The organism is Shewanella sp. KT0246 (genome assembly GCF_019654955.1).
GTDB classification, from domain to species: domain Bacteria; phylum Pseudomonadota; class Gammaproteobacteria; order Enterobacterales; family Shewanellaceae; genus Shewanella; species Shewanella goraebulensis.
The window spans coordinates 113535-128640 of sequence record NZ_BPEV01000005.1; the positions used below are offsets into that span (position 1 = coordinate 113535).

The 15106-nt window shown below is 41.4% G+C and carries 13 protein-coding genes; 8 read left to right on the forward strand and 5 right to left on the reverse strand.

Going from position 1 to position 15106, the window contains the following annotated elements:
- Nucleotides 1-30 precede the first annotated feature (30 nt).
- The 3 genes from K5Q58_RS03985 to K5Q58_RS03995 form a co-directional block, all read right to left on the reverse strand.
- Nucleotides 31-240, reverse strand: coding sequence for a hypothetical protein (locus K5Q58_RS03985; RefSeq protein ID WP_220752630.1), 210 nt, complete (start codon nucleotides 238-240; stop codon nucleotides 31-33).
- A gap of 144 nt (nucleotides 241-384) precedes the next feature.
- Nucleotides 385-1065, reverse strand: a complete 681-nt coding sequence (locus tag K5Q58_RS03990) for a paraquat-inducible protein A (RefSeq protein WP_220752576.1) — start codon at nucleotides 1063-1065, stop codon at nucleotides 385-387.
- Between the two features lie 177 nt (nucleotides 1066-1242).
- The gene (locus tag K5Q58_RS03995) at nucleotides 1243-2421 is read right to left on the reverse strand and encodes an HD-GYP domain-containing protein (protein ID WP_220752577.1); all 1179 of its coding nucleotides are present in this window, start codon (nucleotides 2419-2421) and stop codon (nucleotides 1243-1245) included.
- Between the two features lie 339 nt (nucleotides 2422-2760).
- Between K5Q58_RS03995 and K5Q58_RS04000 the strand changes: the two genes are divergently transcribed.
- From K5Q58_RS04000 to K5Q58_RS04010, 3 genes are all read left to right on the forward strand, one after another.
- A complete protein-coding gene (locus tag K5Q58_RS04000) occupies nucleotides 2761-4119 on the forward strand; it encodes an isochorismate synthase MenF (RefSeq protein WP_374758475.1) in 1359 nt (452 codons plus the stop codon).
- Nucleotides 4120-4405: 286 nt separating this feature from the next.
- Nucleotides 4406-5089, forward strand: coding sequence for a 7-cyano-7-deazaguanine/7-aminomethyl-7-deazaguanine transporter (locus tag K5Q58_RS04005; protein WP_220752578.1), 684 nt, complete (start codon nucleotides 4406-4408; stop codon nucleotides 5087-5089).
- Between the two features lie 185 nt (nucleotides 5090-5274).
- Entirely contained in the window at nucleotides 5275-5730 is a 456-nt protein-coding gene (locus K5Q58_RS04010; RefSeq protein ID WP_220752579.1) for a GNAT family N-acetyltransferase, read from the forward strand.
- A gap of 890 nt (nucleotides 5731-6620) precedes the next feature.
- Here K5Q58_RS04010 and K5Q58_RS04015 read toward each other — a convergent pair.
- Together K5Q58_RS04015 and K5Q58_RS04020 are read right to left on the reverse strand one after the other, a co-directional pair.
- Nucleotides 6621-8750 carry a HAMP domain-containing sensor histidine kinase gene (locus K5Q58_RS04015; protein ID WP_220752580.1) on the reverse strand — a complete coding sequence of 710 codons (2130 nt, stop codon included), beginning with the start codon at nucleotides 8748-8750 and terminating at the stop codon, nucleotides 6621-6623.
- A 3-nt stretch (nucleotides 8751-8753) separates the two neighbouring features.
- Entirely contained in the window at nucleotides 8754-10136 is a 1383-nt protein-coding gene (locus K5Q58_RS04020) for a sigma-54 dependent transcriptional regulator (protein WP_220752581.1), read from the reverse strand.
- A 300-nt stretch (nucleotides 10137-10436) separates the two neighbouring features.
- On the opposite strand from K5Q58_RS04020, the gene K5Q58_RS04025 reads away from it, so the two are divergent.
- Genes K5Q58_RS04025 through K5Q58_RS04045 form a run of 5 tightly spaced genes read left to right on the forward strand, consistent with a single transcriptional unit; the run spans nucleotide 10437 to nucleotide 15094 of the window.
- Nucleotides 10437-11258 (forward strand): substrate-binding domain-containing protein, encoded by an 822-nt coding sequence (locus K5Q58_RS04025; RefSeq protein ID WP_220752582.1) that lies wholly within the window; start codon nucleotides 10437-10439, stop codon nucleotides 11256-11258.
- On the forward strand, nucleotides 11258-11965 hold the full coding sequence (locus K5Q58_RS04030; RefSeq protein ID WP_220752583.1) for an ABC transporter permease: 708 nt from the start codon (nucleotides 11258-11260) through the stop codon (nucleotides 11963-11965). Before K5Q58_RS04025 ends, K5Q58_RS04030 begins: the two co-directional genes overlap by 1 nt.
- Entirely contained in the window at nucleotides 11962-12672 is a 711-nt protein-coding gene (locus K5Q58_RS04035; RefSeq protein ID WP_220752627.1) for an energy-coupling factor ABC transporter ATP-binding protein, read from the forward strand. Before K5Q58_RS04030 ends, K5Q58_RS04035 begins: the two co-directional genes overlap by 4 nt.
- Nucleotides 12656-13240 carry a molybdenum cofactor guanylyltransferase MobA gene (gene mobA, locus K5Q58_RS04040; RefSeq protein WP_220752584.1) on the forward strand — a complete coding sequence of 195 codons (585 nt, stop codon included), beginning with the start codon at nucleotides 12656-12658 and terminating at the stop codon, nucleotides 13238-13240. The genes K5Q58_RS04035 and mobA overlap by 17 nt, the downstream gene beginning before the upstream one ends.
- Before the next feature lie 39 nt (nucleotides 13241-13279).
- Complete coding sequence (locus K5Q58_RS04045) at nucleotides 13280-15094, forward strand: bifunctional molybdopterin-guanine dinucleotide biosynthesis adaptor protein MobB/molybdopterin molybdotransferase MoeA (protein ID WP_220752585.1); 1815 nt, start codon at nucleotides 13280-13282, stop codon at nucleotides 15092-15094.
- The last annotated feature ends 12 nt before the right edge of the window (nucleotides 15095-15106 follow it).

Sequence of the window (15106 nt, forward strand, 5' to 3'; positions counted from 1 at the left end):
AGTTTGAAGGCTGAAAAATTTAAACGCTGACTATTCAGAATCCTGTGCATCTTGCGGCTGAATGTACGGCTTAGCTAACGCCAGCCCAATAAGTCCGCCGAAAGCTAATAGCTCTATCACCGCGCGAGTAAGTCCCGTTGTTTGCACAGATGCAACTATGGCAATAATACACAAACTAATAATCGCAATGACTTTAAATAGTTTGATTTTGGCTTTGCTGTTAAACCTATTTTTAAACAATGAAAAATTGCCTCAGTGAAAATACTCAGGTTCATTATCTAAATTGTCTATTTAAGCCGCCAATACTGATTGTTTCTAAGTTATACACTTACACATTAAAGCTCATTTCTTAACATTAAGTGATATGAGCTCGTTACCTTACCTTTATGCCTCTTTACTTGCCTTACTCATTACTTTTAAACGTTCCCCTTTAAAAGGCTGAGTTGAAGTATTGATAAACAAAGCAGACACCAACCACTGACTAGCAATAGAAAACACACAGTAAGCACTAAAAAAATAAAAGCCAGTTTCAAATTGAGCTGTGGTTTTCAACAACTCCCCCATCCCAGCAGAAGCATTACCCGCCATGTAGACAATGATTAAGGCAACCACAAACACGTCTGCCATTGACCACTTTCCAATAGCGCTAATCACCTTAACCACACTTTGCTGTTGACGAGAAAACCAAGGCAAGCAGATAACTAACAGCAGCGATAGTTTCATCGCAGGAAATACCACACTAAACAAGCCAACTAACCCTGCCACAACCACATTATTTGACTGATAAAGCTCATCCACAGTATCGACAATACTGCGGGTTTTATAAAACACCTCAACTTCACCTTCGATAGTGTCAAAACCGAACATACTTATCGCCATGTCCATCATGCTTCGTGCATTACCACGCGAGCTTTCAGATAGACTTTCAGTAAACATATTCACCCCAGTTTCCACCAGTTCAGCTTTTTCAATACTGCCTTGTATGGTCAAAATTGGCTGTGTCACCCCTGGAATAAGTAACGCTAACGAAAGGATAATGACACTGATGCTAACCAAGGATTTCATATTATCTCCGAGAGTGGGTTGAGAGTAAGCCAAAGAGAATATACAGCAAGAAAACTTAAAAGTGTGAAGCAGTTAGTAGGAGCTATCAAACCATCAAGAGCAAATGAATAAACAGTTAAGCAATCTTATTTAACAATGACTTAACTATCTATTTAAGTAGTCAAAACTGGAAAAACATTAATAAAATGGGCTAGGGTCGACTTCAAGCGAACGAGGTGAAATACCTCGTTCGATATTTAAATCTGATTTACGTAAATCTACAAAGGTGACATCGGTATAACGTCGATGCTTTTGCGAATAAAAACACTTCACCACAGGGTTTAATGCATCACGACCCTTTGATTCCCAAACAATGCCGACTCTTTCATCGGATAATTGCACTAGTGAACCCACAGGGTAAATCCCGACGCAGCGGATGAACTCATAAACTAGTGATTGATCGAGATGAAATGGGGTTAACTTCATTAAGATTTTAAATGCAGCTGCTGGGCTCATTGCTTCTTTATAGCAACGAGTGGCTGTAAGGGCATCAAAAATATCCACAATACAGCTCATTCGTCCATGTTGTGGTATTTCATCGCCTTTCAGCCCTTTAGGGTAGCCATTACCGTCAAGTTTCTCATGATGCATTAAGCAAACATCTTTACTCACTTGCGATAAGCCTTCCGCTTCTTTCATAATATCTACGGCATACACTTGATGCTTTTTAATTTCTTCAAACTCTTCGTCAGTCAATTTACCAGGCTTGTGGAGGATTTTATTATCCACTTGAATTTTGCCAATATCATGCAAAATCCCACCTACTGCCATTTCTTTCAGTAATGCCTTATCCAGCTCAAGATGCTTACCAAAAGTGACCAGCAAAAATGCGACATTTACAGAATGCTCAAGTAAATAAGCATCTTTGGTTCTTAGTGCCGATACACACTTAAGTGCATCAGCATCATCCATCACTGATTCAATCATTTTGTCAGCAATATCTTCAAACGGTGCCACTTCAACCGCTTTGCCCTCGTAAGTTTCCGACAGGACTTTACGTACTAGGGTTTTAGCTTCTGAAAGGATTTTTTTCGCTTGGGTTTGCTTCGTTTCGCGAGTGATGACCGGCTTACGTACTAACGGCGCTGAACTTTTGTTCTTTAAGCCACAGCTATCAGATGAACGTTCCACATCAACCCAAACAGATTTAATGCCCGCGTTTTGTAGTTTACCAATCGAGTCACGATGCTTGATTTGCCCCGCATTACTAATAGCCACTTTGCTTTCTTTACGATCGATAGCGACCACAAACATGCCTAAACCTAAACGGCTGACAGGTATGCGAATAACATCTTGTGGCTGATCAATTTGGCTCATGTAAGGGTAACTCTCCGAAGACATCAACTAACAATAATTGCTAATACTTATGACTTAATATGTTGAATATGTAAATTTACTATACCCATTTTATCTCGTCTCAACTAAATACTCCAAATAAAATGTACCAATATGTAACTGTGATTAAATTCAGCCAGTTAGCGGGATTGATTATCATTCTCACAGTAAAAAAGTGATTATATTAGCCTTTAAGATCACAGCATTAACGGCTTAAGATTGACAGTTTTTGAACCCTTCACTAACTTAGGGCATAATTTACATAATCATACTACTCTTCCTCATTTAGCCTATTTGAGTTATCAACTATTGGAGTCCTTGTTGCCTAGCCACATTTTTTCTGAGCAATTTAGCCAGTTAATCGACAAGCTAAACGCTATGAAGTTGGCCCATGCCAAAGAACACATAGTGCAAATCTCAGTGGAAGCAAAGTCAATTCCATTACTTTCATGGCTTGGTGCGCAAACTCAGTACCCACGTATTTATTGGCATGGCCGTGAGAAACAAGAAGAAGTAGCTGCTATCGGCGCATGTAAAGATTTTAAGCAAGAACAAGAGATTGATGATGAGTTATTAGCATCAATTTACCAATCTCAACGTGGTAAAAGCAGTAATCAAGACATTCGCTATTATGGCGGTGTCGCTTTCGACCGTACCGTAGAATGCTGGCCTGATTTTGGTCGCACTCGCTTTGTACTACCTCGTATTGAACTGCGTCGTCATGGAAATATTGTCAAATTGCTGGTCAATCTCAATTTTGAAGATACTGATCAACAGACAGAGTGCGAAGCAGCAATTGAAGCTATTAAACAATTAAAACCTGCAAAACCACTATCTCCACCTAACAAGTTGCCGTTAATGGGTCGTAGTGATTTACCTAACTATCAACGTTGGAAAGAGTTAGTGGAACAGGTAACTCAGCCAAAGTTTAATCAAACCACTCCAAAAGTGGTGCTTTCTCGTCAAACGCAACTTGAAATCAATGATGTCGTTGATCCTTGGATGGTGCTGGCGTGTTGGCAAGGTCGCAATCCGAATAGCTTCCAATTTGGTTTTCAGTTTAGCCCTGAAAGAACCTTCATTTCTTGTTCACCAGAGCGTTTGTATTTACGCAGACAAAAAGAGCTGTTTACAGAAGCACTAGCTGGGACAACTGTACGCGGATTAAACCAGGAAGAAGATGATTTTTTGGCGACTCAATTGCTGGAAGACACTAAAAATAGTCATGAAAACCAGTTAGTCAGACAACAAATTGTCGACGTATTAACTCCGCTAAGTCACTATGTTGGTGCTGATGAGTCAGCTAAAATTTTCAAACTAACACATATCCAGCATTTACATCGTTCAATTCGTGCTGAGTTGAAAGCAGGGGTAAATGACTTTCAGTTACTCCAAGCTCTGCACCCAACACCCGCAGTTGGCGGCCTACCTAAAGAGTCTGCATTAAGCTTTATTCGTCAGCGCGAAGGCTATAACCGCGGCTGGTATGCTGGCGCTTGTGGTTACTTAAATAAATATGAAAGTGAATTTTCAGTCGCTATTCGCAGCGCATTAATCGAGCCTGGTCGAATAAACCTCTTTGCAGGTGCCGGCATTGTTGCAGGTTCTGATCCACTTGCCGAATGGCAAGAGCTTGAAAATAAACTCACGACAATATTATCGATATTGGTTGAGCTATAACTCTCATTGTTTGCTTAACCTACTAATTAAGTAAGTTTGCACTGCCGTATCGCTTTTATCGTTGCATGCTATAAGCCTCTTTATTCAAAACAAGTCCCAAAATCACAATTGATGGTTGCATCTTCTTATTTGCTCTCTATAATGCGTCCTCCTTGGCGTAGCTGACGATTTTTACTGCAACTTGGATAAAAACCGATACGTTAGCGATAATCAATAAAATAATACTGCCAACCTCATTCAAATACGGGTTCCCTCACCCCGTCTAACCCAATAAAAAGGCTACAAGATGTTAAAACTATCTCAGGCGCAATGTCGTCGAGCACTGATGTTTCTGGTCAGTTTTCATATTATTATTATTTGTGCCAGTAACTACTTGGTACAACTCCCTTTTCAAATATTTGGCTATCACACCACTTGGGGGGCTTTCAGCTTTCCATTTGTATATTTAGCAACAGATCTTACTGTGCGTATTTTTGGCCAAAAGGCTGCTCGCAGTATTATTTTCAAAGCCATGCTTCCCGCTTTACTGATTTCCTATGTTATGGGCGTCATTTTCCATCAAGGGGCTTTTCAGGGCACATCGTCGTTAGCTGAATGGAATCAGTTTGTATTCCGTATCGCTTTCGCCAGTTTTGTGGCTTATCTTGTTGGCCAACTGATGGACATCACAGTGTTTGCCAAGATGCGTAAAGCAAAAGCATGGTGGATTGCTCCTGCTGCCTCAACCTTGTTTGGCAACCTTGTTGATACTATCGTCTTTTTCAGTGTCGCATTTTACGCCTCAACAGATACCTTTATGGCGCAGCACTGGCCAGAAATCGCAATGGTCGATTACGCATTTAAGCTCATCGTCAGCTTAGGTTTGTTTTTGCCAGCATACGGGGTGTTACTGAAAATCTTAAGCGACAAGTTAATCGCGACTCCAACAGAGTCTGGTGCTGTTAACCCTAATCAAGCACGAAAGGTCTAAGCAACTAAACCTTTTTAGCTAGCCGTTTTTGCTGTTAATTTGATCAGCGCGGCATTTTTTAACCAATGCCGCCACCACACTGGTACGATGAGTTATAATGCGCCAGTGTTTTTTGCTGTTAGCAAATTAAGCCTGCTTATATTCACGCATGCCTTTGTTTAGTTGACAGCCCAGTGGAAAATAAAATGTTAAATATCCAAATTCAAGCTCACACAGAGCTCACAGCAGAAGTTGCTGAACAATTAGCAGCGTTAACTGCTCGCATCCATGAACTAGACCACGCTCAATCTATTGAATCGTTACAACAGCGTCTAGCAAACAAGCCATGCTTGATCTTATTTGCCTATGTTGAAGGTGATTTAGCTGGTTTTAAATTGGGTTACCAGACTGATGAAGACTGTTTTTACAGTTGGTTAGGTGGTGTTGAGGCTGACTTTCGTCAATTAGGTTTAGCCAAGTCGATGCTTGAGTACCAAGAGAAATGGGCTACTAAACAAGGATTCCGTCGCCTTGAGGTAAAAACCCGCAACCAATTTAAAGCGATGCTAAACATGTTAGTTGCAAATCAATATCAGATTACTCAGGTTGAGCATCATGACAACATAGCTCAAAACAAACTTTTTTTACAAAAAACACTGTAAAAATAGGTGCTTACCAAAAAAACAAAGAGTGTAGTTACTTGTTATACCGATTAACAATAATGTTGAAATTAATTGACTAATTAACTTGCAAACGCAAATGATAATGATTACTATTTAGTTGCGTTCCAAAACTCAGTTAAGATTAATAGCTTCATCTCCTATTAACCCCTCTGAGAATTAGCACATCATTGCTCAAACACTCTTTGAAGGCCAGGCTCATCACCTGGCATTTTTTTGCCTAAAATTTAATAACTTAAATTTATTGCTACCCAAATCATCAACTCAAATTTAACTCATATTTTTATTTTTAAATGCCCAACACTTGATTAAATCCCACTTAACGTCATGTTTTAACTGTAATTTTAGTCTTTGTTGCTAATTAAACATTTAAACTGCAGGTGTAAAGGGAATGTAAAGTTGTTAATAAACATCAATAAATGATTGCAAACGATAATGAGAATGATTACTATTTATATGCGTTCCAAAGCTCAGTTTAGTTAATAGCTTCATCTCCTATTAACCCTCTGAGTATGCAAGCACGACATTGCTCACACACTCTTTGTGGCCGGGTTCATCACCCGGCTTTTTTTTGTCTAAAATTTAATACGAGCTAGGGTCTGTTGGTCTTTGCTGGTTAAGTTTTGTTCGAATAAAAAGCGTTTTAATTAAGGTGGGTGGATTGATGCCTAGTCATCTAAGCAACTCTTCATTTAAAAAGATTCATCCAACAAAGAGTAAAACACTTTTTGTCGAATCCTTTGGGCAAGGTTTGTTGGCGATTTTTACTGCGTTATCGACTTTTTATGTAGGATAACTACACCACAAAGTCTCTGCCTTGTATAAGTGGCCAACAATTCGCCGCAAAAATAACCTTGAAAGATCAACTGGCCCTAAACTATCGTGTCGTCAACTGCGCCAAAGTGTAATCCATCATAAGGATTATCAGCCTGCTCTTCTTTAGCCTTATGATAAATACCAATGGTAAATACAGTGCCTTTACCAAGAGTGGATTTCACCTCTATCGTGCCACCTATACGTTTAATAATACCGTAGCTAAGCGATAGTCCTAAACCTGTACCGTCTTTACGTGTGGTATAAAAAGGGTCAAAAATGCGGCTTAAGCGTTCTGGCGCAATACCTACCCCTTCATCTTCTACTTCAACTTTAACACCAACAATTTTTCCACTCTCAATCCAGTCGTCAGCCCTGATCCAAATTCTACCTTTACTCTCAATAGCATGCGCAGCGTTGACCACGAGATTAATCAACACTTGAATGACCTGTGGACGGTTAACCTGCACTTCTGCAGTGGTATTGATTTGCTGAATAAGCTCAACTTTTTGCTTTTCAATTGAATGACGGACAAGTACCAATACTTCTTCAATCATTGACTCAACTTGATGCATTTCAAGCGGGGCATTGAATTCACCAGGGCGGCTATATTGCAATAAACTACGAATAATCGTGCTTATTCTGCCCACCTGCTGGATCACTAGCTCAATTTCTTCTTCAACTACATTTGCATTGGGGCCTAGCTCATACTTCATCAACTCCATGTTCCCCAAAATCACTGCAGTAGGGTTATTAATCTCATGGGCAATACCAGCAGTTAACTCACCTAATGCGGTCAGTTTTTCGTTAGTAACCAGCTGTTGACGGGTTTCATTCAATAAGGCAACGTTACGCTGTAACTCTTCAGTTTTATCTTGCAAGCTTCGTGTCCGTTCTTCAACTTTGACTTCAAGCTGCTCGGCTGCAGACTGGATCTGCAAGTTACGGCGCTGCAATAAATCCAGCATATGATCAAATTGTTCAGCCAGATTAGAAAGCTCATTGTCTCTATCTAGTCCAAGCTCTCCAATGCGCAAATCACGCCCAGACTGAACAGCCTTTACCACATGGTGAATACGTTCAATCGGTTCCAATAAACTGTTTGCGCCACGATAAACTAGAAAGCCAGAAACAAGCAGCACTAACATTAAAATAGTGCCTAATTCGATGATGTTTAAGATATAGGTATGAATGAATGGCGCTTCAGAGAAGCCGGTGTAGATCATCCCAATACGATTGCCACGGATGTCAACTAACGGCGAATAACCCGAAATAAACCAATCATTAAGCACAAAAGCGCGATCAACCCATGGGGTTCCGTCAATCAGCACTTTCTGGCGAACTTCTTCTGAAACCAATGTTCCTAATGCACGAGATTGAAGATCTTTTCGTGGTGCAAACATATCCATCGGCACGTTAGTACTAATGCGCGCGTTGTCTAAAAATATGGTGACAGTACCAATTGAACGCTCCGGAAGCGTGCCTTTGTCGTAAACAAGGTCGCGAATATGGTCGACAATAGCGGTGTCACGATTAAACAAAGTTGCACCGTCTAAATACCAGCTAACTTGACCTGTTTTATCTGGAATTGGCAGCAGTGTCCGGCTTAACATGCCCCTAGTTTCCGCAAGCTTTGTAGGCTCTTCTGCACGCATAGTTGCAGACAATGGAACCCTTGCCAGTTCAGCCAAATTCGGATCTAGCCTGTCTAATCGTTTAGCAGATAACACCATTAAGCCTGAAAAGGCCTTATTTTCAACTCTAGGCAACATCTGACGTAAATCGGGATCGGCATTGGCTTCTTCTAGCCTAATTAAACGTAAAACGTCTAGCTGGAGAATATCTTTTTGCTGTTTAAGGTATCGATTGAGCGCGACTAATTCGCTCTTATTACCTTTATCGACCTCTAAGAAAGCATTTTGAAAGTCCCAAGATTCACTGACATTATACAACTGAATTTCTTGCTGCTTTTGCACCTGCTCTAAAGTATTAGTGGCCACAGTCAAATCAGCTTTCACTTTCATAAACAGCTGCTTGCCCGTGTAACTGATATTCCAGTAAATAGTGATAAAGACTAGACTAATTAGGGTAAGTAAAATGGGTAGCAAGGTTAAAATCAAAATGCGATAACGCACCTTGGCCTGCATTTGCTGCCAACTGACTCCGAAAAACTGACTAAAAGCTGACACGATTTAGTCTTCCTTATCCGATTCGATTTCGAACCATTCTTTATATTTTCGATCCAGTGTTTTACGAGAAACACCAAGATCCCTTGCAGCTGCGGACTTATTGCCGCTATGGGCATCAACAACACTCATAACATGCTGCTTTTCAACTTCCTTAAGTGGCCAACTTAGTGGATAGCCCGCTTGTGCCACTAATTCAGTTTGTTCATTTTTCTTCCAATATTCTGCTGGTGGCTTACCCAATAGAATACAACGCTCAATCATGTTTCGTAGTTCACGTATATTGCCTGGCCACTCATGTTGTTGCAGTACTTGTAAGTCTTCATGACTCCATACGACTTCTTTTACCCCAAGCTCACGAGCCAGTTGCCAGGTAAAGTGATGGGTTAACTCAATCACATCTTCAGGGCGAGTACGTAGCGGCGGAATTAAAATATTCAGGACATTTAAGCGGTAATATAAATCGCTACGGAAATTACCTTCGGCCACTTCTTCCGATAAAGTGCGGTTAGTTGCAGCAACGACTCTGACATCGATAGCGACTTCTTTCTCACTACCAACAGGTCTGATTGCTTTTTGCTCAAGCACTCGCAACAATGCCGTTTGCATTTTCATTGGCATTTCACCAATCTCATCTAAAAAGATCGTACCGCCAGTGGCAAAGTGGAACAAACCTTCACGATTACCTTTTGCACCAGTGAAAGCACCGGCTGTGTGACCAAATAGCTCACTGCCTAGTAACTCAGGGGCTATTGCTCCACAGTTAACTGGCACAAATGGTCCTGTACGCCCGCTTAGCTGATGCAATTGGCGTGCGACAAGCTCTTTACCTGTACCAGATTCACCTTCAATCAATACCACTGCATTTGTTGGCGCTACTCGTTCAATAACCTGCTTCACTTCTATCATCGAATCACTATTACCTATCATAGTGGTTGAATGGCCACTAGACAGCTCTCGACGGAGCATAAAATTTTCACGCTTTAATAAGCGGCGTTCAATACAGCGGTCAACCGAAGTCATCATTTGCTCTAAATGAAACGGTTTCATGATAAAATCTGAGGCGCCAGCTCGCAGCGCTTTAATCGCCACATCCATATCCGCATAACCGGTCATGAAAATAATGTCAGAGCGGCGCTCTTTTTCATTTAACGCTTCATGCCATTCAATCCCTGAACGATCAGGTAAACGAATATCGACAATTAATAAGTCAAAATGGCCGCGGCTACGAAGCTTTTCAGCTTCCTCAATAGTGGATGCCGTTTCGACTAACGCAAACTTCTTTGATAGTGCCTTTTTAAGGAAGCTGCGCATTCCTGGCTCATCATCAACAATCAATACCGAAACAGCAGTAGGTAACGGTTTTGAATTTGATTCATTATTGTTCATAGGGCTTCTACTTTGGACATTTTGACTAGATTTAACATTATCGTACCACTAAAAAATCACTAGTGGGTCAGTTTGCCCTACAGAATTTGAACTGTGGGACAATTTGTCTGTAAACCTTTGATTCATCATGAGACCTTGATCACAATTCCATTTTTGTCGTGATCAGCATATTCTTGCAACAAATTGGCACACTAATTGCCTTTACCCAATTGTAACGGGTATATATTTACCCTCATTTTCGAAATACATTAATTGGCACGGCTTGGTGCCTTTGCAGTTTAGTATTTTCAAGGAGCTAGAATGTTTAATTTTAAATCAGGGTTAACCGCAGTAATCGGTATGGCACTTATGGGAAGCACAATGGTAAGTGATACCGTTGAAGCAACCGAAGTCATCAAGTTAGCCACAACCACCAGCACAGATAATTCTGGTCTTTTACGCGCTATTTTGCCAACGTTTGAAGCGGAATCGGGTTACAAAGTACAAGTGATTGCAACCGGCACGGGCAAAGCATTAAAGCTTGCACGTCAAGGAGATGTAGACGTTGTGATGACTCATGCTCCTGCTGCTGAAGCTAAATTTGTCAATGAAGGTTACGGTACAACCCCTCGTGGAATTATGGAAAATGACTTCGTTGTTTTAGGTCCTAAAGATGACCCAGCCAAAATGTCAGGCAGTAAAGATGTGGTTGAAGCGTTTAAAAAAGTTGCAACAAATAAAAGCACTTTCATCTCTCGCGGAGATAATTCTGGCACCAACATGAAAGAGCTCGCAATTTGGAAAGAAGCTTCTGTAACACCAGATTTTTCAGGCTATACTTCTATTGGTCAAGGCATGGGTAAGACTTTACTGATGGCAGATGAAAAACAAGCGTACACATTAACTGATCGTGGTACGTTTGTTGCTTACAAATCTAAATTAGATTTAGCAATTACTTTTGAAGGTGGTGCTGCATTAGCCAACCCTTATCAAATCATGCTAATTAATGCAGAAAAATATCCTGAGTTAAATCATCAAGGAGCGAAAGCATTGAGCGATTGGTTTATTAGCCCGCAAGCTCAGCAGATGATTAACGATTTTAAAGTTCAGGGAGAACAATTGTTTAAGGCAACATATAAGTAATGAATGAAGGCTGGTTAGCCCTAATGCAGCAAGCTTTTAGCTTGCTGCTTTCTTTAGACCCAGACGTATGGTCTATCATAAGTGTTTCTTTTTCGGTTTCTTTTGCGGCATTAATCATCACATTAATTCCGTCGATCATGCTTGGATTTTTACTCGCCTCTTACCAATTTCCTGGACGTTGGTTTGTCACTAATATCGTCCAAACATTACAATCTATCCCTACCGTCGTTATAGGTTTACTTGCCTACTTGTTACTGACCCGAAATGGGCCTTTAGGTGACTTACGCTGGCTGTTTACCCAACAAGGTATGATCCTTGGGCAAATGATGATTTGCGCTCCGGTATTAATTGCTTTATCACAAGCCGCTTTTAGCAGCATTGATAAACGTGCTTATGAAACATCACGTACATTAGGAGCTTCATGGCAACGTGCGATATGGACTGTTTGTCGTGAATTACGCGTACCATTATTACTTGCTGTTATCGCTGCATTTAGCCGTATCCTTACTGAAGTGGGCTGTTCGATGATGGTCGGCGGTAATATTTTGCACCATACTCGAAATATTCCCACAGCTATTGCACTTGAGACCAGTAAAGGTGACTTTGCCCAAGCGATTGCTTTAGGTCTAGTATTATTAATTTTAGCCATTGTGATTAACTTCGCTATCGGCTCTTTGCGTGGTAAAGCCATGCCTAGGAGTCAATAATGACCGCTAAACTCATTGCAAAAGATATCCGTATTAACTTTAAAGAACGCGAGCTATTTAAGTTTGATGGCTTATCTTTTTGCGAAGGTGACGTGATTTATCTTCAAGGGGATAACGGCAGCGGCAAGTCAACTTTGATGAAATTAATCGCGGGCATCATTAAACCCAGTTCTGGTGAAGTGACCGCCACAGGGTTTGCGCCTAAAAAGTGGTGGCAGTCAAATTCATTACTTGGCAAAGCGGTATATTTACATCAACATGCTTACCTGTTTGATGGTTCGGTTGAATACAACTTACGCTATGCTCTGCCGAAAGGCCATTATAGCCCACAAGAACAGCAAGCCAGAATTAACCAAGCAATTGAAATGGCACAACTTGGCTCACTACTAAAAAGTGATGCTACTGATTTATCTGGCGGAGAAAGGCAACGCTTAGCTCTTGCTAGAGCATGGATATCCCAACCTAAGTTGCTCATGCTTGATGAACCTATTTCTAACATGGATAAACAGTCTCAAAAGCTAGTTTTAGCCATGATTAATATTTTAAAACAACAAGGTACAGGCTTACTAATTAGTAGCCACCAAACCTGTGGGTTAACAGCTTTGTGCCAAAAACACTGGCATATTTCAGAGCAAAAAGTTGTTGAAAGTAACCATATACCTCGCTTTGAGCAGTCTCAGGAGTTTCACTATGTCAGTGCAAATTGATGCGGTGATTTTAGCTGGCGGTATGGCCAGAAGAATGGGTGGTATCGACAAGGGCTTAGTAGAACTCAGCGGCAAACCGATGATCGCCCACACCATCGAACGTGTAAAGCCTCAAGTTGATCGTATTATGATTAATGCTAACCGCAATCAAGAGCAGTATTCTGCTCTTGGGTTTAATGTGATAAGCGATAAAGAAAGCGGTTATTTAGGCCCATTAGCGGGAATGGTCACAGCCATGGGGAATACCCAGGCTGACTTACTACTTGTAGTGCCTTGTGATAGCCCTATGCTACCTAACGATTTATGTGAGCGTATGCATGCATCTCTAAAAGATGCCGACGCTGACATTGTGGTTGCCAGCGATGGTGAGCACCAACAGCCTGTCGTCATGTTATTAAAGCCGCATTTGAAAGATTCAATGCAAGCTTTTCTTGATGCTGGCGACCGTAAAATTTTCCTTTGGTATGAACAACACAAATACGTCGTCACCAGTTTTGCCGACCAACCGAATGCATTTGTAAATGTGAATACACTTGAACAAAAACTTGTCATCGAGAATGCCAAATAACCTGTGGCAACACAGCGATAAGTCAACAATGAGGTCTTTATGAGTATACCGTTTTCCAATCCGCTTAATATTCCAGTTCTCGGATTCTGTGCCTACAGTGGCACCGGTAAAACCACCTTATTAAAGCAATTGATCCCTGAGCTTAATCGCCGTGGTGTTCGTTTAGCTGTCATTAAGCACGCTCATCATAATTTCGATGTTGATATCCCTGGTAAAGACAGCTACGAAATGCGTAAAGCTGGTGCGAAGCAAATGTTGGTTGCCTCGCATGTTCGCTGGGCATTAATGACCGAAGATGCTGTTGAGGGTGATCCGCAGCTACCGCATTTATTAGCACAAATTGAAGCTGATAAAGTGGACATCGTTTTGGTCGAAGGTTTTAAAAAGCTCGAATTACCAAAAATTGAATTACACCGAGCAGCACATGGTAAGCCACTTATTCATACCCACGATGATAATATCGTCGCTATCGCTTGCTGTGATGACACCGAAACACCAGCAGAACTCACTCGCTTAGATTTAAACAATGTCGGCCAAATCGCAGACTTTGTTATTGAGTATCAAACAAACTGGCAAGCTCCTGATGTTGAGTTACCAATCCCAACTAAAGCCACGCCTGTTTCTGATGAGCAAAAATTCTTATCGGTTGCTCAAGGTTTAGAGCAATTAATGGCGATGGTTACACCACTAACTGACAGCGAGCACGTTTCGATTGATGACGCATCAAATCGTGTTTTGGCCGCTGATGCTATTTCGCCAGTGAATGTACCGCAACAAACGAACTCGGCAATGGACGGCTATGCATTTGCTTATAGCAAAGATAATAGTCCTAGTAATCCTGTTGCTCCGCTTAAGTTAATGGGGGAAGTCCTAGCGGGTCACGAATACCCAGGCACCTTAGCTGCTGGCGAAGCGGTGCGTATTATGACAGGCGCAACTGTGCCACAAGGTGCAGACACAGTAGAAGCTCGCGAACTGGTAATCGAGCAAGATGGCCAAGTACAGCTACAAGGTAAAATTCTTGCAGGTCAACATGTTCGTTTAGCCGGTGAAGATATTGCAAAAGATGCACTTGCTCTAGCAAAAGGTCACCGCCTACATGCCGCTGAACAAGGTTTATTAGCCTCATTAGGGCTACCAAAAGCCAATGTGGTTAAACAGCCGACTATCGCTGTATTTTCAACGGGCGATGAAGTCAGCCAACCAGGTGAGCCATTAAAAGCGAACTGTATTTACGACTCTAACCGTTACACCATTAAATCAATGGCGCAAAAGTTAGGCTGTAAAGTCATCGACCTAGGCATTATTGAAGATAGCGAAGCCGCATTAACAACAGCTTTATCTCAAGCAAGTGTTGATGCCGATATTGTTATCAGCTCAGGTGGCGTATCAGTAGGAAATGCTGACTACATCAAAACAGTACTCGCGAAGATTGGCGAGATTAACTTCTGGCGCATTAACATGCGCCCAGGACGACCTTTGGCATTCGGTAAAGTAAATGACAGCTTGTTCTTTGGTTTACCAGGTAACCCAGTGGCGGTAATGGTGTCATTTTTACAGTTCGTGCAACCTGCCATTCGTAAGCTTGCTGGCGAAATCAACTATACGCCACAGTATTTGCCGGCGGTTACCGATAGTATCTTGCGCAGTAGAACTGGACGAACTGAATTTGTTCGTGGTCAATATTATCTAAACAATGATGGACGTTTACATGTTGCCTCAACAGGGGCGCAAGGTTCAGGGATGTTGAACTCAATGGTCAAAGCAAACTGTCTGATTGTTATCGGCGAAGCCGAAGATTCAGTTATGCCAGGCCAACAAGTCTACATTCAGCCTTTTGCTGAACTGTTATAACTAACTAAAAGA

Excerpts from the sequence above, each read along its gene's own strand:
- K5Q58_RS03990 (WP_220752576.1), bottom strand. The coding sequence starts at position 1,065 with ATGAAATCCTTGGTTAGCATCAGTGTCATTATCCTTTCGTTAGCGTTA.
- K5Q58_RS03995 (WP_220752577.1), bottom strand. The coding sequence starts at position 2,421 with ATGAGCCAAATTGATCAGCCACAAGATGTTATTCGCATACCTGTCAGC.
- K5Q58_RS04005 (WP_220752578.1), top strand. The coding sequence starts at position 4,406 with ATGTTAAAACTATCTCAGGCGCAATGTCGTCGAGCACTGATGTTTCTG.
- K5Q58_RS04010 (WP_220752579.1), top strand. The coding sequence starts at position 5,275 with ATGTTAAATATCCAAATTCAAGCTCACACAGAGCTCACAGCAGAAGTT.
- K5Q58_RS04020 (WP_220752581.1), bottom strand. The coding sequence starts at position 10,136 with ATGAACAATAATGAATCAAATTCAAAACCGTTACCTACTGCTGTTTCG.
- K5Q58_RS04025 (WP_220752582.1), top strand. The coding sequence starts at position 10,437 with ATGTTTAATTTTAAATCAGGGTTAACCGCAGTAATCGGTATGGCACTT.
- K5Q58_RS04030 (WP_220752583.1), top strand. The coding sequence starts at position 11,258 with ATGAATGAAGGCTGGTTAGCCCTAATGCAGCAAGCTTTTAGCTTGCTG.
- mobA (WP_220752584.1), top strand. The coding sequence starts at position 12,656 with ATGTCAGTGCAAATTGATGCGGTGATTTTAGCTGGCGGTATGGCCAGA.
- K5Q58_RS04045 (WP_220752585.1), top strand. The coding sequence starts at position 13,280 with ATGAGTATACCGTTTTCCAATCCGCTTAATATTCCAGTTCTCGGATTC.